Source organism: Robbsia andropogonis (assembly GCF_034047095.1).
GTDB classification, from domain to species: domain Bacteria; phylum Pseudomonadota; class Gammaproteobacteria; order Burkholderiales; family Burkholderiaceae; genus Robbsia; species Robbsia andropogonis.
In genome coordinates, this window is sequence record NZ_CP139170.1 from 2,070,927 (window position 1) to 2,090,535 (window position 19,609).

The following is a 19,609-nucleotide window of genomic DNA, read 5'->3' on the forward strand; positions in this document are numbered from 1 at the left end:
GATTGCGCAATCGGCCCACGCAACTTATGCGGCAGCAGGTGTTATCGGGCGCCCTGCTTTCAGCACTGCCGACAAAACAAAGGTGACGACGATATTGGCCAGTAGCGCCAACAAACCGATGTAGACGGGCATCGACGTACCACCGATCACCACTGTATAGAGCGGTTTGATGCCTTGCTCCAAGGCCAATGTCGTACCGAGGGTCATGCCCACCGCCCAGCCGAGGAACAGCGCGGGCAGTTTCAGACGGGACGTGAACAGCGTGAAAACCACCGCCGGGAATATCTGCAGAATCCACACGCCGCCAAGCAGTTGCAGGTCGATCGCGAATTTCGCGGGAACAAAGAGAATGAACACCAGGGCACCGAATTTGACGAAGAGCGAGAACAGCTTCGCGCTTTGCGATTCGGCCTGTGGTGACATGTTCGGGTTGACAAGCGGTCGCCACAGATTTCGCGTAAAGAGGTTGGCCGCACCGATCGACATGATTGCGGCAGGCACCAAGGCGCTGATTGCAATCGCGGCCGCCGCGAAACCGACAAACCAGGCAGGGAACAGTTTGCCAAATAATGCCGGCACGACCTGGCTTGCCGATGTCACCTTGACGCCGGCGGCAATTGCCATATAGCCGAGCAGTGCGATCAAACCAAGTAATAACGTGTAGGCCGGCAGAAAGATCGCGTTTTTCTTGATGGTGTTCTGCGAACTGGAACTCAAGATGCCGGTCATGGTATGCGGATACATGAAGGCAGCCAATGCCGAGCCGAACGCAACACTGGCGTAAGCAGTGAATTGCGATGGCTTCAGCGTCAAGCCGGTTGCCCCGCCCTTCGCGGAAAACGCGTCACCCGCCGCGGAGAACACGGCACCATAACCACCCAATTTGCTTGGAATCACCCAGACCGCCGCAATCACGACGATATAAATCATGATGTCCTTGACGAAAGCAATCATAGCCGGTGCCCGCAACCCACTGGCGTACGTGTAGACGGCCAGGATAACGAATGCCACGATCAACGGCAATTCGCCATGCACGCCAAGCCCTTCGATGACGACTTGCATGCCAACCAGTTGTAACGCGATGTACGGCATCGTGGCAAGGATGCCGGTAATGGCGACTGCCGCGGCGAACCATTTGCCACCGTAATGGCCCTGAATGAAGTCTGCGGCCGTGATGTGGTTATACCGATGGCACACCTTCCACAGTTTTGGCATCACCAGAAAAACGAATGGATAGACGATGATGGTGTACGGCAATGCGAAGAAACCGTAGGCGCCAACCGAATACACCAGCGCGGGCACCGCGATCACCGTGTAAGCCGTGTAGAAATCCCCTCCCACCAGAAACCATGTGATGATGGCACCGAATTGACGCCCCCCCAGCCCCCACTCATGCAGTTGCGTAAGATCACCCGCCTTCCAGCGCGAGGCAAGAAAGCCGATCACGGTGACTAGCACAAAAAACGCGACGAAAACGCCGACCGAAACGGGATTAAGCTCGACGTTCATCAGCGCACCACCTTGTAGACGACGTAGATCAACAAAGAGGTCAATGGGACCCAAAGGAATTGATACCAGTAGAAAAACGGGAACCCGGCGAATGAGGGCATGGTGCCGTTATAAAAAGGGACCCATAGCAGCGCGATATACGGGATTAACAACAACCATTTAAAACCACTGTTTTTTTCAGGCGTCGTATCGACATAGCCTTCAGGGCCGGCACTTGATTGCACACCCCCGCCCTTATCGACCGAATTACCAGATTCACCGGTGGAATTCATTTTTCTCTTTGTCCCGTTTAATTATTCGAATTGCGCTCAGCGTCGGGCGTTCCGTCGCGCACGCATCGAGTGTCTTAAAAAAACCCCTGCCTGCTCGCCCCTGAGCAGTCTCAACACCAGACAATACGGTCCCATGTGAAACGATCATTGATCGTGAAAGGTAAATACATACATGAGAAAGATTTTAGGCACCCGACAATAACGCCGCGAAACGAATGACGTCAAGTGGTGCCATTGCACTCCACCTGGCAGCATCGCGGAAAAACAGCGGAATGGCAGGCAAATTTTCCAGCGGTTTGATCGCGAGACATCCGTCAATCCCGGGACACAAAAAATAAATGCCACGCCATAAAATCGGTAAGGGTAATCCCCAGCTTTTCTCAGTCATGGATAAATCGATAAACAACACCGATTCGTTCACATCACCGCCTTGCCAGCCGACAGGCCACCATCTCCGCCGCCCAGGTACTGAGCCATCCCGCAAGGTGCCCGAAGGTAATTGGCTATAATCTCAAAATAGCCCGTCGTCAAAAGGCGTGTAACGCACTGTTTCCCGGGGCTTCTCCAGCCGCGCGATACCGCGTTGCCGACTTACCGGCGGATTTGCCGCGGATTTACCAGGAACCGTCCCGATGTCGCAGATGTTGCCGTACCGACCACGCACGTCGTCAATCATGTTGTGGATCGTGGCTGTCGGCTTCTTCATGCAGACACTTGATACCACCATCGTCAACACGGCGTTGCCGTCGATGGCGCGCTCACTGGGTGAAAGCCCCCTTCGCATGCAATCGGTGGTCATCGCATATTCGTTGACCATGGCCATGCTGATCCCCGCCACCGGCTGGATCGCGGACAAGCTCGGTACGACGCGTGTATTCATGAGCGCCATCGGGCTCTTCATGCTGGGCTCCATCGGTTGCGCCGCATCCAGCTCATTGGACATGCTTGTAATGGCACGTGTCGTCCAGGGCCTCGGCGGGGCGATGCTGATGCCGGTCGGACGACTGGCGTTATTGCGCACGGTACCGGCCGACCAATTCCTTCGTGCAATGAGTTTCGTGGCCGTCCCGGGCTTGATTGGTCCGCTGATCGGCCCGACGCTGGGGGGCTGGTTGGTATCGGTCGCGTCCTGGCACTGGATCTTCCTGATCAACGTGCCGGTCGGCATTGCCGGCATTGCCGCCACCTACTATTTCATGATCGATTCACGCGCGGCGGTCAAACGCTTCGACTTGAAAGGTTATCTGTTGCTGGCGGTCGGCATGGTCACCTTGTCGTTGTCCCTCGATGGACTGACGGACCTCGGCCTGCAGCATGCAACGGTGCTTGTCTTGTTGGTCATCAGTTTCGCAACCTGGACTGCCTACGGCCTGCATGCCACGCGCGCGCCCTTTCCTCTGTTTCCGTTGTACCTGTTCAAGATCCACTCATATAGCGTCGGACTGCTGGGCAATCTGTTCTGCCGAATCGGCACGGGTGCCATGCCGTATCTGATTCCGTTACTGCTTCAGGTCAGTCTCGGCTATGAACCCTTTCACGCCGGCTTGATGATGTTGCCAGTGGCGGCGGCCGGCATGGGCGCGAAACGGCTCGCCTCGCCTCTCATCGTGCGTTTCGGCTACCGAGGCGTGCTGATTGGCAATACCGTCGCCGTGGGATTGATGATGGCGAGCTTCGGCTTTGTTACCCCCACCTGGCCTATTGCTATCCTCCTCTGCCAACTCGCCGTGTTCGGCGCAGTCAATTCATTGCAATTCACCGCGATGAATACGCTGACGCTGAAGGACCTGGCCCGCGGCGGGGCAAGTAGCGGTAATGGCTTGTTCTCGATGGTGCAGATGCTGGCAATGAGCCTTGGCGTCACTGTCGGCGGCGCCTTGCTCGATACCTTTCAGTCATGGGTGCATGGCGTCCCGGATGCGCGTGGCTCGCTGCCCGCGTTTCACTGGACATTTGCGTGCGTCGGCATCATTACGGCCGCATCGTCATGGATTTTCGCGCAGTTGGCCCCGCAAGTCAGGCATGCCCCGACCGACCACGCCGCGCATGATGAGGGTTGAGCCGTGCCGCCGCGCACAGACAGGAAGTCGTGACGCCGCTTCACCCCGCGGCTGACCACTGCCATCGTCGCCCGCGTACGCGCAAGCGCAGACAGAACGCGGGCGGTAACGTCGAACCATGGCCGACCAACCGTCGTTGCTAGCCTGCAGCCGATGTCGGGTAAAAAAAAGCCCGGGCCATCGGCCTGGGCTTGAATCCACCAAGGAGGAGGTGGAGGAGACGGGTTCAGTATAAACCGCCATAGACAAACGTCAATATTGATTAGTCATTCGGAAGGAACCTCATGTCGAAGAAGACCGCGCAAGATCAGACAACTATCGGTAAACAAAACAAAAAATCGACCCTACCCGAAGACCACACAGGCCTGCGTAAAAACGTCGCACCCCATGCAGGAGGACCCATTGCACCTGGTCACGCCGCGACGACGGGCCCGGAGACCGTGCACAAGCAACATGCCAGTAAAACGGCGCGCATTCTTGCAATCGACATCGGTGGCACGGGATTGAAGGCCGCGATGCTCGACTTTCAAGGCAAGATGACGAGCGAACGGGTTCGCGTGGATACGCCCTATCCTTGCTCACCGGAACGGATGATCGACACACTTGTCGCGCTATGCGAGCCGCTCGGCGACTTCGACTTCCTCTCGATCGGTTTCCCTGGCGTGGTCCGCGATGGACGGGTGATCACCGCCCCGCACTTCGACGATATCGATCCGGACGACCCTTTCGCGGCAGGCATCATGCAGGATACAGACAAGGACGAAAACAAGGGGAAAGACGACCGTGCACTGAAAACAGCGGGCAAGAAAGACGGCAATGCCACGGCATGGCGCGGCTTTTCCATCGGCCCCGCCGTCGCAGAGGCGCTGGCCCGCCAGCGCGGGGCGCCGACGCGTCCGGTGCAGCTCATCAACGATGCGGAGATGCAAGGTTTGGCCGCGATACGGGGACGGGGCCTGGAGCTGGTCCTGACGCTCGGCACCGGTGCCGGCTCGGCGCTATTTCGCGACGGTCAGTTAATGCCGCATCTCGAATTGGCGCATCATCCCATCCGCGGACGCAAATCGTACAACGCGTACGTTGGCGACCGCGCGCGTCGAAAACTGGGGAAGAAGAAATGGAACCAGCACGTGCGGCGTACCATCGCGATCCTCGATTCCTTGCTGCATTTCGATCATCTCTATATTGGTGGCGGCAATGCACAACACATCGATTTCCCTTTGCCCGGGACGATTACGCTGGTGTCCAACGATGCAGGCATCGAGGGGGGCGCGATGCTATGGCGTAATGTCGAAATCTAACGCTGCGTGCATGCTCGAACGAACGTATAGGCATGGAAGCATCGTGTAATGCTTGCCAGTGTTTACCCTGACACAATGAAATGCCTATGCCGCTTGACGGTCGCCAATAACAACCAAGGAACCCCTCGATGACACGTCCTTCGCGCCCTACTCGCCCCATCCGCGCCGTCCTGTCCGATATTGACGGGACGCTGGTGCGTTCGGATAAGTCATTGAGTCCGGCCGTGATCGAGGCCGTCGCGGCCCTGCGGCGCGCCGGTATTGCGTTTTCGCTCGCCAGTGCCCGCCCGCCCCGCGGTCTCGCCGGATTTGTCGACGTCTTGCACCTTGGACAGCCGGCGCCGTTGCCAGGCACCGACAGCGCCCGGACATCGCACTTGCCCACACCCCAGGACACGGATCACACGTCACGATCCGGGCCGGGGGACACCGCACCACGCCATGCGCCACTGGCCGCTTTCAATGGCGGCAATATCATCACCCCGGATCTGCGCGTTCTGGACGCGCTGCCGTTGCCGCCAGACGTTGTCCGGGACGTGGTTGCAGACCTGCAGTCCCGTGGGCTGTCACCGTGGCTGTTCACCGAAGGAGAATGGCGCATCGTCGACCCGACGGGCGACCATGTCGACACCGAAACCCGCACACTTGGTTACGGCCCGACTCTCGTCGATACGTTCACCGAGCGCGATTTCGCATCGGTCGACAAAATCCTCGCGGCATCGCGCGATCACGCTGGACTGGCGCGCATCGAGCAAGAGATTGGCATGGCGTTCCAGGGCCAGATCAGTACCGTGCGCTCGCAGCAGTACTATCTCGACATCACCCACCCGGATGCGCACAAGGGCACCGCCGCGCGCGTGATTGCCCGGCACCTGGGAATCGCACTCGACGAAATGGCGGTGCTCGGCGACATGTCGAACGACTTGCCTATGTTCGACGTCGCCGGGTTTGCCATTGCGATGGGACAGGCAGAGCCTGACATCCAACAACGCGCCAATGTCGTGACAGCCAGCAATGATGACGATGGCGTTGCCAAAGCGATTTACGAATGGATTTTACCGTCCCATCATCCTTCTGAATGACCACTCAACCAGGCAAAAATTACCCTTGCCATCTGTGCGGGATGGCCTACACTCAAGTTCCTGACACTTCGTAATAGTGTCGTGACCCACGCCGCGGTGCGTGGACGCCACGATCGGGAAAATACAGTCGAGCAGGTCCGAATTGTGCTTGTGCCCTGATTTATTGCTTTCCGTGAGTCGTCGTTGGCCAGCGTGGTACTCGGTACTGGCGGCAGGGTGACGACTCCTTTAGAGAATCGTTATCCGCCTGGAGCCACCATGTCAGCCTCACATCGTTTCGCCCTGACTTTCCTGCTACCGCAGCAGGACGACGACTTTATTCCTGGTGAAAGCCCCACTTTCGATGCACAGCTGGAATGCCATATCTCCCGGATGGACGGTCTGTCGCTGCGTGAATTGCGCGCGGATCCAATCGATTGGGATGATGCGGATATCATCGACCCATTGCTCGATTTCCCGGAATACCGCGAAGCATCGGATATCATCGACATGACGGACACCGACGGCTCACCGGCCCGCAGCCGCCGTTATTCGTAAGCGACTGTTCCACGCAAAAACCCGGCGCGCCGCGTGAGAGGCAGGTTGATAGCGCCCTTTGTTGCCGCGAATCCTTGCTCGCACGTTTCGCCACGCCAGCATCGTATCCGCCCCAGGCTTGCGCCACCCATCCTGCACTTCCCGTAAAAATAACGCACCAACGGACAATCCTGCCATTCGTCACGCGGCGGCATGCGCGTACGCGCCCGGCCTGGGTATAATCGCAGCCGTGCCGGCGGCCGACGCCGATGTATTGATGACTTTGGAGTAGCCGGTTGGCTAGCGCGGAACCTCATCCCCCAATCGCCCCCCTCAACGACGATGCCGTGGCCAAAGCGCGCCGCAGCTCGTTCTATATGGCGATGCGCGTGCTCCCACGCGCACAACGCGACGCCATGTACGAGATCTACCGTTTCTGCCGAGCGGTAGACGACCTTGCGGATGACGAGGGGCCCTGGGACGCCCGTCGCGCAGGGCTGGATCTCTGGCGTGCGCGCATCGACGCATTGTTTCCAGGCACCTCGCCCAATGCCCCTGCCGGCACGCCCGACGCCTCGGCGCTCGTGCCAGCAGGCCTGCGCACGGCGACCCAGCAATTCTCGCTGCAAAAAGACGACTTCATCGCCGTCATCGACGGCATGCAGATGGATCTGGACGCCGACATCCAGGCGCCATCCTTTGCCGTTCTGGATTTGTATTGCGACCGCGTGGCAAGCGCTGTCGGACGCCTCTCCACACAGGTTTTCGGGCTCGATCGCGAACTGGGCGTGGCACTGGCCCACCATCTCGGTCGGGCACTGCAATTTACGAATATCCTGCGTGACCTGGACGAGGACATCGCGATTCATCGTCTGTACCTGCCACGCGAAGCGTTGGTGGAAGCCGGGATCGATACGCGCGTGTTCGACCAGGCGAATGCCGTCGCACCGAACTGGCTCGGGACGGCAAGCGCGTTATCCGGGTCCTCGGCGGCGAACGATGACGCGCGGCCAACCACGCCCGTCACCGCGCCGCTTCGCACGACGGTCACGCGTGACGCGGCCATGGCCGCCGTATTGCAAGCGCGGGACCTCCCTAAGGCCTGTACCTGGCTTGCACGACGCGCCCAGACACATTACCAGTCAGCCAATGCATTGATGCGCACCGCACCGCGCCGCACCGTCAAGGCCCCCCGGCTGATGTACGCGGTGTATCACGCCATTTTCATGCGCACCGTACAGCAGGGATGGGCGGCGCCGCGCACCCGCGTACGCCTGCCGTCGTGGCGACTCGTATGGTTGCTGTTGCGTCACGGTCTTCTGTAATCGTTTGAAAGACAGCTGCACGCATGGCGACGCCGTTGTCTTTCAACCGCACGGCACGATGCGAATTGACGTCATGACCCGACGCGTAACCATATTTTGCCCCCTCGATGCGCCTTTGGGACCACGCGATAAAGCAGCCTGGCGTGATATATGGCACGATGTGCCCCGCACGGTTCACCGCTCGCATTGAAACACGGCGAGCGCGATGCGCCGAGTTCCGTCGTCGGTCGCGCAATCACGCTCGACATCGTCATTGCATGAAACCGCACCATCAAATGGATAGATCGTGATGGGACAACACGGCGGTAAGCCCCCGGCAGGATGCCCTGCATCCGGGGGACGCTTTTTTTTGGAATAATGTGTTTCCTGCTTGTGACTGGACGAACGATAGGTTGCTCGCGAAATCGCGGTCGCCACGCGTCGTCGCCGAAGCAGGAAGCCGCCCGGACAGCAGGCCCCGAGCCTCATCAGGATGGCGGGCGAGACGGAAAGAGATCGGAGAAGGATGGATACAACGCCCTTGGAAAACCAAGCCCTCGCACAAGCGCTAAAGCGCGTCGACGGCTCACCACAACCCGGCCGTGATACGGCACCGCCCACCTCCTGGACGACGACATCGGTCACGGCCGAGAAGTCGGGCCAGGAATGGGGGGGCCACGAGACAATCGATCCACAAGCGCTACATCACGCGGTGGATACCGCCACCGAACGGCTCATATCAGACCAGCGCGCGGATGGGCATTGGCTCTATGAGCTGGAAGCCGACGCGACGATTCCCTCGGAATACGTGCTAATGGTCCACTATCTCGGCGAGACGCCGGACCTGACGCTCGAGGCCAAGATCGGGCGCTACCTCCGGCGCATCCAGGGTTACCATGGCGGCTGGCCGTTGTATCACGAAGGACCGCTCGACATCAGTGCCAGCGTCAAGGCATATTTCGCGCTGAAAATGATCGGCGACCCGGTGGACGCGCCGCATATGCAACGCGCCCGCGAAGCGATCCTGGCGGCCGGCGGCATTGCCAAGGTGAATGTCTTCACGCGCATCTTGCTGGCGTTATATGGCGTGGTCTCGTGGCGTGCGGTGCCGATGATGCCCATCGAGATCATGTTGCTGCCCAGTTGGTTCCCTTTCCACTTGTCAAAAGTGTCATATTGGGCACGGACCGTCATCGTGCCCCTGCTCGTCCTGCAGCAGGAGCGGCCCCGCGCGCGCAATCCGCGGGGTATTCGCCTGGATGAATTGTTCACCGGTCCGGCCGTCAACGTTGGGCTCAACGACCGCGCGCCGCAGCAAAGCGCCGGCTGGTTCCGGACGTTTCGTGGCATTGATGCCGTGCTCCGCGTCACCGAGTGGATTATCCCGCGCCGCCTCCATGCACGCGCGACACAGGCGGCCATTTCGTTTGTCTCATCGCATCTGAATGGCGAAGACGGCCTTGGCGCCATTTTCCCGGCGATGGTCAACACGGTCATGATGTATGACGTGCTGGGTTTTCCGCCGACGCATCCGGAACGCGCCATTGCACGGCGCTCCGTGGACAAATTGCTGGTGGTCGATCCGTCAGAGGACGGGGAAGCCTACTGCCAGCCCTGCCTGTCACCGGTCTGGGATACCGCACTGGCATCGCATGCCTTGCTCGAATCCGGCACGCCGCAGGCCACCGCCGCGGCATTACGTGGCGCCGAGTGGCTGCGACCACTTCAGATCATCGATGTCATCGGTGACTGGTCGTCGCGACGACCGACGGTGCGTCCCGGCGGTTGGGCATTCCAATATCGCAACGACTACTACCCGGACGTGGATGACACCGCCGTGGTCGCCCTGATGATGGACCGTCTGTCCGGCCAGGCCGATTTTACGAAGTCGATCGCCCGCGCACGTGAATGGGTCGTCGGCATGCAAAGCGGCGATGGCGGCTGGGGCGCGTTCGAGCCGGAGAACACGCACGAGTACCTCAATAACATTCCGTTTGCCGATCACGGCGCCTTGTTGGACCCACCGACCGTGGACGTCTCGGCGCGTTGCCTGTCGATGTTGACGCAGCTTGGCGCGAGCCGTGATGATCCGAGCGTCGCGCATGCAACTGACTACATTCTGATGCACCAGGAGTCCGACGGCAGTTGGTACGGTCGCTGGGGTATGAACTACATCTATGGCACCTGGGCCGCACTGTGCGCCTTGAACGGTGTCGGAATCGATGCGCATCAATCCCCGTTGATTCAGAAAGCCGTCGATTGGCTCTTCTCGATCCAGAACGCGGATGGTGGCTGGGGCGAAGACGGTGACAGCTATCGCCTGCATTACGATGGGTACCGCCGTGCCACGTCCACTGCCTCGCAAACCGCCTGGGCGCTGCTGGGGCTGATGTCCGCGGGCGTTGTCGATGATCCGCGTGTCGCGCGAGGCATCACCTACTTGATGACGCACCAGGCGGGCGATGGTTTCTGGGATGAGCCGTTGTTCACCGCCACCGGCTTTCCGCGCGTTTTCTACCTGCGCTACCACGGCTATTCAAAGTATTTCCCGCTGTGGGCACTGGCGCGCTACCGGAACCTGGCGCGCGACGGAAAGCGCCACGTCACATTGGGTCTATGAACCCGGCGTCCTCGGCCGCAGTCCCCCACGCGATGCCGGGCCGTATCACGCGCCCGGTGCTCGTTGTCGCCGGAATGGTGCTGGAGGCCGACGCGGTCCGTGGTGCCACCGGCCTCGACGTGCGTGTGGCAATGGGGCCCGCGGCCCGCGACCCGGATGGCCGCCTGGCACACCTGTTACCGACGGTGTCGGGCATTGTCAGTTTTGGTACGGCAGGCGCGTTGGACCCGACCTTGCGTCCGGGCGATTGCCTGCTGCCCAGCGCCGTCGTGGATGCGAGCGGACGGCAATGGGCCACCGATGCGCACTGGCGTGCCGCGTTGGCCACGCAGTGGCAACGTCAAGGTCAATCGCCCGTGACATGCCATCAGGGTTTGATCGCCGGCTCCGACACCGCCGTTTGCTCCACCGCCGACAAAGCAGCATGGTTCTCGCAAACGCGCGCCAGCGCGGTCGATATGGAGTCTCATGCATTGGCCGCGCTGGCCGCCTCCTACGGTTTGCCTTTTCTCGTATGCCGTGTCGTACTGGATCGCGCCGACCATGACGTCCCGGCGGCGGCGATGGCCGGATTGACGGCCGATGGACGTACCACCGTCTTGCCGGTCATCGGTGCCCTGCTTCGCGAGCCCGGACAACTCGGCGCTTTACTTCGGCTGGGTCGTGATGCCAGTACCGCACAAAAAACCTTGAAGGCGATCGCGGCACATCTGCCGCCTCATTTCGGATTACCCGATACCGCCCTCAGACGCTAAGCCCTTCTGTCTCGCCATCCAGCGACACGGCTTGGAGCGTCGGCGCGCATTCCAGCGCGTGAACATGCATGTCCCGGATCATTCGACGAACATGCTCATCGGCCGCACAGTAAAAAATTTGCTTACCGCGCCGTTCACCGCGCACGACACCCGCACCACGAAGCAAGCGCAGATGATGGCTGACCAACGACGGCGATAAACCGGTCGCTAGCGCGATATCGGATACGCATACGGGTACATCGAGACAGGCCGCGACAATACGCAGACGGCTCGCATCGCCCAGCAGGCGGAACAATTGGGCTACCGCGTCCCACATATCTGAATACCTGTTCATATGTTAATGTGTTAAGGTATATGGTATCACTCTCCCGCGCCAATGCTCATGCCCCACGATCACCAACATCACCGCCCATCGCACGATCATGGCTCGCCGCATGGCGCTGACCCGGTGCCTGATCAGCATGCGCACCTCCATCATGACCATGCCCACACCGAGGATCCGCATCAGGCCGCTACGCACGCAGGCGGGCACGTACATGCACATGGGTCGACTAACGAAACGCGTCTGGCGTGGGCCCTGGTCGTCATCGCGGTATTCATGACCGTCGAAGTGGTCGGCGGCCTGATTTCCGGCTCGCTGGCACTGATCGCCGATGCCGCCCACATGGCATCGGATGTGGTCGCGCTGGCCATGAGTTGGGCTGCGTTGCGCATTGGTCGCCGCCCGCCAAGCGCGCGGCTATCGTACGGTTATCGCCGCCTGGAAGTCCTTGTCGCCTTCGTGAACGGCCTGACGTTGTTGGTGATTTCACTGGGCGTGATCATCGAGGCCATACGCCGTTTTGCCGAGCCGCAGCCGGTGCTGGGCACCACGATGTTCTTCGTTGCCGTCAGCGGCTTACTATCAAATATCGTCGCATTCGCCATCCTGCACGGCGGCAGCCGTGAGAACCTGAATATGCGCTCGGCATGGCTTCATGTTCTTGGCGATCTGGTCTCGTCCGTGGTCGCCATCATCGCCGCGCTGGTGATTATGTGGACAGGCTACTCTCCGATCGATCCGATCTTGTCGATCCTGGTCTCGTTGCTGATCGCGAAAAGCGCCTGGTCCATCACGCGTAGCGCCGCGGCGATTCTGCTGGAAGCGTCACCGCCTGGCGTCGACCCGCATGCGGTGAGACAGGATCTGATGAGGAGCATACCGGGCGTCGCCGATGTGCATCACGTTCACGCCTGGTGCCTGACCGCGGAAAGCACGATGGTAACGCTGCATGCCCGCGCCGCCGCCGGCATCGATCCTCTGCATTTGCCTCCCGCCATCAGCGCTCGTTTACGCGAGAAATTCCGGATCGCGCACACGACGGTGCAAATGGAACCGGAAACCTGTGTCGATGATGTCCTGGCGGGGCTACCACCGCTGGATGAGGAGGTTTCCGGCCCGGGCCACCACCATGACCACGCGCACGGGCACCACCACGGCCCGGCATCTGTGGCAGGCAGCGCGCTGCCTTGCAGTGGCGGCGAACGCAGCGCCCTGACCCCGTCACACTAGCCAGCCAGCGACGGGCCCCACGTCCTAACGACCCGAGAAAATACTGAGAATACAAAAGGGCGGCTTTCGTGGCTAGGGCGCCTTGGCCTCTACCCGCGTAGGTGCCTCGATATTCGGCAGCAGGACTGTCAGTAAGCCAAGCAACGGCAGAAAGGCACAAAGACGATAGACGTGCTCGATTCCGGTCACGTCGGCAAGGTGACCCAGCACCGCCGCCCCTACACCACCAAGGCCGAAGGCCAGGCCGAAGAAAAGACCGGCCACCATGCCGACACGGCCCGGCAGCAATTCCTGCCCGTAGACGACGATCGCGGAAAACGCCGACGATAGCACCAAGCCGATAATGACGGTCAGGATGCCGCTCCAGAACAGATTGGCATAAGGCAGCAACAAGGTAAACGGCGCAGCGCCGAGAATGGATACCCAGATCACGTATTTACGGCCAATACGGTCACCGATCGGCCCGCCGACCAACGTACCGATCGCCACCGAGAACAAGAATGCGAACAGGTACATCTGGGACTGCTGCACGCTCAGATGGAATTTAGTGATCAGGTAGAACGTGTAATAGCTGTTCAAGCTGCTCAAATACAGGTATTTCGAGGTGACGAGCGCCACGAGGACAGCCACCGCTCCCGCAACGCGTCGCTTGCTCAGCGCGGCGGCAACGCTACTGAAGGTGCGCTTACGTTTTGGCGCCAACCCCGCCTGCGTGCGATACCACTGTCCAATGCGCCATAACACGTAGATCGCAAGCAACGCGACCAGCGCGAACCATGCCACGCTGCCGCGTCCATACGGAAGCACCACGGTTGCCGCCAACAGCGGGCCCATCGCGGTACCAAGATTGCCGCCCACCTGAAATACCGACTGTGCGAGCCCGTGCTGCCCGTTCGACGCCAGACGCGCGATCCGCGACGACTCGGGATGAAAAATCGACGAGCCAGTTCCCACGAGCGCCGCCGCCACAAGCAGCACGGGGTAATTGGGCGCCACCGACAACAACAGGAGTCCACACAGCGTGAACATCATCCCGATGGCGGTCGAATGCGGTTGGGGTTTTTTATCGGTATAGGCACCGATCAGCGGCTGCAGCAACGACGCCGCGAGCTGGTATGTCAACGTGATGATGCCGATCTGCGAAAAGCTCAGATGAAAACCGGATTTGAGAAGCGGATAAATCGCGAGAATCAACGACTGAATCATGTCGTTGAGCATGTGGCTGAAGCTGATGGCGGTCAGCGGGCCGACGAAGGGTTTGCCGCGAGACGTGGCATCGGACACGTCGCCGGACAAACCTGTTGCATCCGCCAGCGCGGCGCCGGCGGACGTTGCGTGAACTGCGTCTTCCACATCCGAACCGGAGAACGTCCGGGACGTGGCGGAAACCGCTGTCAGTTCTCTCGATGCGCTCATTGCCTCTCCTGGCATTTACGTGCGGACCTTTCCGGCGGAGCACGCCACGATCCTGCGCCATCCTCTCAATGCTGCGTGAACATGTCCATCACACGCTGACGTTCGGTCGAGTCCACGGTCGGCGCGACCTGCGTGGCACCAGGCAAGCTACCCGGAACCGAGCCGTCACCACTGTCGTCCAGCCCGATACTTTGTACAAACCCGTTTCCTGGGGTAAAAGCATCCGAGTAGATCTCGCCATTGATCGACGTGATCCCGGGCGGCATCGGCATCGATGCTTGCGGCACCCCCTTGAGCACCTCGCTCATATAGCTCATCCACACCGGCAATGCGAGCTGTGCACCAAATTCGCGGCTTCCCAAGGTGCGCGGCTGGTCATAACCGAGCCACGCCACCGCGACCTGCGTCTGCTGATAGCCAGCGAACCAGCCATCATGCGCATCGTTGGTCGTGCCGGTCTTGCCCTGCAGATCGTTGCGACCCATCTTATTGGTTGCAGCGCCCGTGCCCCGCGTCGCCACGTCGTGGAGCAAGCTGTTCATCAGATAAGCATTGCGCGCATCGATCACCCGGGGGGCATTCTCACCCACCACCAGCGGCTGCGCACGCGACAGGATATTACCGTTGGCATCGCTGATCTCGCTGACCAGGTAAGGGTTGACACGGTAGCCGCCGTTGGCGAATACCGCATACCCATTCACCAATTGCAATGGCGTGACGAGCCCCGCACCAAGCGCCATCGGCAGATACGGTGGGTTCTTGGCCGGATCAAAACCAAAGCGCGTGATGTAATCCTGCGCGTAGTGCGTGCCGATGTAATTCAGGATGCGGATGGACACCAGGTTCTTCGACTTGTCGAGCGCCGTACGCATGGTCATCGGTCCTTCGGGCTGATCGTCGTCGTGCGGTTCCCAAGGTTGACCGCCGGTTTGTTGCGCACTGAAGTACAACGGCGCGTCGTTGATGATGGTCGCCGGCCCCAGGCCCTTGTCAAGCGAAGCCGAATAGATGAACGGCTTGAACGTCGACCCCGGCTGACGCCATGCCTGCGTTACATGATTGAACTTGTTCTTGTTAAAGTCGAAGCCCCCCACCAGCGCCGTCACGGCACCGTCCTTCGGCCGCAGGGCGACCAATGCGCCTTCCACTTGCGGCAGTTGTGTGATGTCCCAACCACCGTCGGCATCGTTCGGATCCTTCGTCGGAATATCCTGGATCAAACGAATCACGGCGCCCGGACGCAGTAACTTTGCAGGCTGCGCGCGCGGGTTCAACGACGCCGCCGCAAAACGAAGCCCTGCACCGGAGATCGTGATGGTCTGGCCATTCAAGCGTTGCGCGACGACCTCTTTCGGCGACACCTTGATCACAACCGCCGAAACGATGTCGCCATCGTCCGGGTGATCGAGCAATGCATCCTCCACTGCCTGGTCGCGATCATCACCACTGCCCGGCAGATCGATAAACGCTTCCGGACCACGATAGCCATGACGCTTTTCGTAATCCATGATGCCTTTGCGCAGCGACCGATAGGCTGTTTCCTGGTCACCCGAGTTGATCGTGGTCACCACGTTCAAGCCTCTTGTATATGCGTCATCCTTGTACTGCGCATACATCATCTGCCGGACCATTTCGGCGACGTATTCGGCATGCATGCTGAACTGATTCATCGATCCTGCGCGCGTGTGGATATTCTCCTGGATCGCGGCGTCATATTCTTCTTTCTTGATGTAGCCGAGGTCGAGCATCCGCTTCAGGATGTATTCCTGACGAATCTTCGCCCGCTTCGGATTGACCACGGGATTATAGGCGGATGGCGCCTTCGGTAGCCCGGCCAGCATGGCCGCCTGTGCTAGCGTGATGTCCTTCAAGTCTTTCCCGAAATAGACTTGCGCCGCGCTGGCGAAACCGTAGGCTCGCTGCCCCAGATAGATCTGGTTCATATACAGCTCGAGGATCTGATCCTTCGACAGCGCCGACTCGATCTTATACGCCAGCAGCATCTCGTAGATCTTGCGGGTATAGGTCTTTTCACTGGACAAGAAGAAATTTCGCGCGACCTGCATCGTGATCGTGCTGGCACCCTGCGACGCCCCACCGTGCATGATGTCGTTCACGCCCGCACGCAGTATCCCGATAAAATCAACACCACCGTGCTCATAGAACCGATAGTCCTCGATCGCAAGCACGGCGTCCTTCATGACAGGCGGGATATCGGCAAACCGCACCAGCCGCCGGCGTTCTTCGCCGAATTCGCCGATCAACACGTGGTCCGCCGTGTAGATCCGCAATGGCACTTTCGGCCGGTAATCCGTCAAGGCGGTCAACGGTGGCAGGTTTGGCGTCATGACGATCAACGCGTAACCGACGATCAATGCTCCGATCACGATCAGTCCGCCAATCAAGCCGAGGAGTGCCAGAATCAACCGGGAAGCCAGGGAGCGAGAGGGTTTCGGGTCTTTGCCAGGGGTAGTGGGTTGTCGCGTGGAAGCCATGTAGAAGCGGTAAGTCGATTGCCTGCGCCGCGGCGGTCGCCGCCGGATCACCGACGGTCGGGACACGCCAAGGCGCGCGTATTCGGCTGTGCGTGCCGCGCCGACAGGCAGACGGCTGCACCGATCGGTCGCGCGGAGATGAAAGCGATTTGCAAGCCTGGCAGCGGCGGCGCAGCAAAATCGCGCTGCTGACAACCGATGCCATGCCGCATTGTAAAGAAACCGGGCGGCTTCGGGCTTGAAATGTCGCAATACTGCCCCGATTTTTTGTAATAGTTTTCCGGGACACGCGTTCACGCAACGCCTCGTCCACGGTGGATGGGTGTTCCTTGAAATGTCCTGTAACTGAATTTACCCGGATGACGGGATGCTGAAGCCGGGCCATGCGCCGCCCCAGCCCAGCTGTGATATGTTGGCGGCGATGACTTTTGAGATGGAGAGGCACGATGTCGCTATTCGATAGTATTTCCCGTACCATGAAAGGTCTGTTGAACGATGCGGCGGATTCCGTGCAGGACCCGTCGCGCGATGCCCGGCAGATCGTCCGGGAACTGGATGCCAGCATCCAGCGCGCGGAAAACTCGCTGATTGAAATACAGGCGCAGTACAGCAACCAGGAAAGCAAGCGCGACCTGGCCAACGATAAGGCCACGAAATACGCGGCGGGTGCCCTGCGCGCGCTGAAGGGTGGCGACGAGGGACTGGCAAAGGAAGCACTGACCGCCCAAGCAAGCGCCGAAGCCGAACGCGACGCTTTGGCCGCGGAATTGGACAAGCTGAAGCCGTCGCTCGATCACTTGAAATTACAGATCGACGACATGCGCAAGCGCCGCAATGAATTGAACGCCCGCACCAATATCCTCGGCGCGAAGCAGGAAATCGCCAAGGCGAAGGACACGGCAGCCACGGCGCTCGGTGGGATCGGCGGCAAGGACTTGTCCGCTGAATTCGAGCGCCTGGAGGAAAAAGTCAATCTCTCCAACGCGCGCTCAGACGCCCGCCTGGGCTCAGCGGACGAGCGCAGCGGCAAGACGCTGGACGATAAGCTGGCGGCGATGAGCAGCGGCCCGTCAGTGGATGATCGCCTTGCCGCACTGAAAAAACAGTTGGATGGTGGCGACGGCGACAAGCCCACCGCCTGATCGAAGCGTTCCACCCTGCGATTGATGCCGGGTTCGCTTCCGCAAGATTATCGCGGGGCGCCGGCTACCGCGACAACACCGTGCCGTATCGACATGTCGACTTTGAATCAACGTAATTTGCGTAAGCGCCTTGGCGGCGTGGCGATGAGCATCGCGCTCGGGATCCTGTTTCTGGCTGCCCCACCACTGGTGGCTACGATCTTGCCGGGAACCGGCCTGGTCGGTGGTATCGCCATGGCCGCCACTGCCCCCTCGGTAGACCAGGTGGAAGCGGCCATCGCCCGCGGCGACATGGACGGTGCACATCGGATGCTGCAACAAGTCATTGCAGCCAATCCGAACAGCGCGCGCGCACATTACCTCGATGCGCAGGTCCTCGAACACAGCCACCGATATGCCGACGCACTGTCCGCGTTACAGGCGGCCCGACGGGTCGACCCATCGCTCGGCTTTACCGACAAAGCGAAATTCGAAGCAGTAGAGCGCCGTATCACGGCCGAAGCCGGCGGCAGGAACGGCAGCGCGCGCATGAACGGCAGCAACGGCGCCGCCACGGACAGCGGTGCCCTCCAACAGACAGCGTTGTCCGCTGCCCCCACCCATCATAGACCAGGTATCGGCATGTGGATCGGAATTCTGGTGATTGGCTTGTTGGTCGTGTTGTCGATTCGATGGGCGATGCGCAAACGGCAGACAGAAGAAGAAGCCGGCGCGACGGATATCCATCGCGACGCCTTGAAGCAGGCGACAGCACTGCAGCAATCGCTGCGAGCGATCAAACTCGATCTGAAATTATCGACGGCGCCCGAAAAAGATGCCTGGTTGCGTGATGCCGACACGGTGGAAGGAGAAATTCGCGCGCTGATCGACGAGTTGACCAGCGCGAGCGACGGGGCCGAGCGCTACAGCAGTCCGGAAACATCGCCGCCGTACCGGCTTGCGGACCTGACGCGCCGCGTCGACCGGCTCAAAGCCGTTTCCGAAGGCCGCCCGGACCCAATGCTGCAAAATGCGTCCACTGCGAGTCTTTCTTCACAGGGTTCACGGTCCGCCTATGCCGACGAGGCCGATCGTTTGTCGGGCAATCAGACATTCGGAAACCAGCCATACACCAACCAGCCGCCCCAACAGCAGCCAACCGTGATCGTGCAGCAGCCGCAGCAAGGCGGTTTTGGCGCCGGCATGGGTGGGCTGATGACAGGCGTTCTGCTGGGCGAGATGATGGGCGGCCATCGAGACCGCGAGGTGATCGTGGAGCGTGACGGACCGCGTCAGGACCGGCCGGAGGACGGCGGCGGCAATGCAGGTAACCAGGGTCAGAATGCCGGCTTCGACTTCGGTAATGGCGGCGATAAATGGGACGACGGCTCAGGCGGGAATGACGGCGGTTTCGACCTGGCCGACAACACCGATAACGATTGGGATAATTCGTAAAGCCACCCTACTTCGCCGGCCGGTTCATTGCGCCAGCCAGCGGAGGAACATCACCAGGAAACGAAACACCGCGACAAGCCAGCGCCATAGCAACACCAACTGGTCCCAAAGGCCGCCTTCCGTACCCATCGTCACCTGCCATCACGAATGC

Annotated in this window: 17 protein-coding genes; 10 read left to right on the top strand and 7 right to left on the bottom strand. The window is 60.3% G+C overall.

Going from position 1 to position 19,609, the window contains the following annotated elements; genetic code table 11:
- Positions 1-24 precede the first annotated feature (24 nt).
- The 4 genes from mctP to SJQ66_RS22645 form a co-directional block, all read right to left on the bottom strand.
- The gene (gene mctP / locus SJQ66_RS22630) at positions 25-1,509 is read right to left on the bottom strand and encodes a monocarboxylate uptake permease MctP (RefSeq protein ID WP_176025964.1); all 1,485 of its coding nucleotides are present in this window, start codon (positions 1,507-1,509) and stop codon (positions 25-27) included.
- Positions 1,509-1,664, bottom strand: a complete 156-nt coding sequence (locus SJQ66_RS22635) for a DUF3311 domain-containing protein (protein ID WP_236693607.1) — start codon at positions 1,662-1,664, stop codon at positions 1,509-1,511. The genes mctP and SJQ66_RS22635 overlap by 1 nt, the downstream gene beginning before the upstream one ends.
- A 301-nt stretch (positions 1,665-1,965) precedes the next feature.
- Positions 1,966-2,202, bottom strand: coding sequence for a hypothetical protein (locus SJQ66_RS22640; RefSeq protein ID WP_024902899.1), 237 nt, complete (start codon positions 2,200-2,202; stop codon positions 1,966-1,968).
- A gap of 90 nt (positions 2,203-2,292) precedes the next feature.
- Positions 2,293-2,487: a hypothetical protein gene (locus SJQ66_RS22645; RefSeq protein ID WP_320535406.1), complete on the bottom strand. Its 195-nt coding sequence runs from the start codon at positions 2,485-2,487 to the stop codon at positions 2,293-2,295.
- Here SJQ66_RS22645 and mdtD point away from each other — a divergent pair.
- The 7 genes from mdtD to SJQ66_RS22680 all read left to right on the top strand — a co-directional run bounded on the left by mdtD (position 2,414) and on the right by SJQ66_RS22680 (position 11,419).
- Positions 2,414-3,841: a multidrug transporter subunit MdtD gene (mdtD, locus tag SJQ66_RS22650; RefSeq protein ID WP_024902900.1), complete on the top strand. Its 1,428-nt coding sequence runs from the start codon at positions 2,414-2,416 to the stop codon at positions 3,839-3,841. The two genes, SJQ66_RS22645 and mdtD, sit on opposite strands and share 74 nt — an antisense overlap.
- A gap of 284 nt (positions 3,842-4,125) precedes the next feature.
- Positions 4,126-5,142: an ROK family protein gene (locus tag SJQ66_RS22655; RefSeq protein ID WP_024902901.1), complete on the top strand. Its 1,017-nt coding sequence runs from the start codon at positions 4,126-4,128 to the stop codon at positions 5,140-5,142.
- A gap of 128 nt (positions 5,143-5,270) precedes the next feature.
- Positions 5,271-6,224: a Cof-type HAD-IIB family hydrolase gene (locus SJQ66_RS22660; protein ID WP_024902902.1), complete on the top strand. Its 954-nt coding sequence runs from the start codon at positions 5,271-5,273 to the stop codon at positions 6,222-6,224.
- A 258-nt stretch (positions 6,225-6,482) separates the two neighbouring features.
- On the top strand, positions 6,483-6,761 hold the full coding sequence (locus SJQ66_RS22665; RefSeq protein ID WP_024902903.1) for a hypothetical protein: 279 nt from the start codon (positions 6,483-6,485) through the stop codon (positions 6,759-6,761).
- Between the two features lie 275 nt (positions 6,762-7,036).
- Positions 7,037-8,065, top strand: a complete 1,029-nt coding sequence (locus SJQ66_RS22670; protein WP_036009061.1) for a squalene/phytoene synthase family protein — start codon at positions 7,037-7,039, stop codon at positions 8,063-8,065.
- A 505-nt stretch (positions 8,066-8,570) separates the two neighbouring features.
- Positions 8,571-10,664 (top strand): squalene--hopene cyclase, encoded by a 2,094-nt coding sequence (gene shc, locus SJQ66_RS22675; protein ID WP_082103237.1) that lies wholly within the window; start codon positions 8,571-8,573, stop codon positions 10,662-10,664.
- A gap of 32 nt (positions 10,665-10,696) precedes the next feature.
- A complete protein-coding gene (locus SJQ66_RS22680) occupies positions 10,697-11,419 on the top strand; it encodes a phosphorylase family protein (RefSeq protein ID WP_157686000.1) in 723 nt (240 codons plus the stop codon).
- On the opposite strand, the gene SJQ66_RS22685 is transcribed toward SJQ66_RS22680, so the two are convergent.
- Positions 11,409-11,735 carry an ArsR/SmtB family transcription factor gene (locus SJQ66_RS22685; protein WP_253463396.1) on the bottom strand — a complete coding sequence of 109 codons (327 nt, stop codon included), beginning with the start codon at positions 11,733-11,735 and terminating at the stop codon, positions 11,409-11,411. The two genes, SJQ66_RS22680 and SJQ66_RS22685, sit on opposite strands and share 11 nt — an antisense overlap.
- 66 nt (positions 11,736-11,801) lie before the next feature.
- Between SJQ66_RS22685 and SJQ66_RS22690 the strand changes: the two genes are divergently transcribed.
- Complete coding sequence (locus SJQ66_RS22690) at positions 11,802-12,971, top strand: cation diffusion facilitator family transporter (RefSeq protein WP_253463398.1); 1,170 nt, start codon at positions 11,802-11,804, stop codon at positions 12,969-12,971.
- A gap of 72 nt (positions 12,972-13,043) precedes the next feature.
- On the opposite strand, the gene SJQ66_RS22695 is transcribed toward SJQ66_RS22690, so the two are convergent.
- Together SJQ66_RS22695 and SJQ66_RS22700 are read right to left on the bottom strand one after the other, a co-directional pair.
- A complete protein-coding gene (locus SJQ66_RS22695; protein ID WP_244141678.1) occupies positions 13,044-14,324 on the bottom strand; it encodes an MFS transporter in 1,281 nt (426 codons plus the stop codon).
- A 128-nt stretch (positions 14,325-14,452) separates the two neighbouring features.
- Positions 14,453-16,882, bottom strand: a complete 2,430-nt coding sequence (locus SJQ66_RS22700) for a penicillin-binding protein 1A (RefSeq protein ID WP_407691515.1) — start codon at positions 16,880-16,882, stop codon at positions 14,453-14,455.
- A 446-nt stretch (positions 16,883-17,328) separates the two neighbouring features.
- Here SJQ66_RS22700 and SJQ66_RS22705 point away from each other — a divergent pair, with 446 nt between their 5' ends.
- Both SJQ66_RS22705 and SJQ66_RS22710 read left to right on the top strand, forming a co-directional pair.
- The gene (locus tag SJQ66_RS22705; protein WP_024902913.1) at positions 17,329-18,024 is read left to right on the top strand and encodes a PspA/IM30 family protein; all 696 of its coding nucleotides are present in this window, start codon (positions 17,329-17,331) and stop codon (positions 18,022-18,024) included.
- A gap of 93 nt (positions 18,025-18,117) precedes the next feature.
- Positions 18,118-19,458, top strand: coding sequence for a tetratricopeptide repeat protein (locus tag SJQ66_RS22710; RefSeq protein ID WP_253463400.1), 1,341 nt, complete (start codon positions 18,118-18,120; stop codon positions 19,456-19,458).
- Positions 19,459-19,609: the final 151 nt, after the last annotated feature.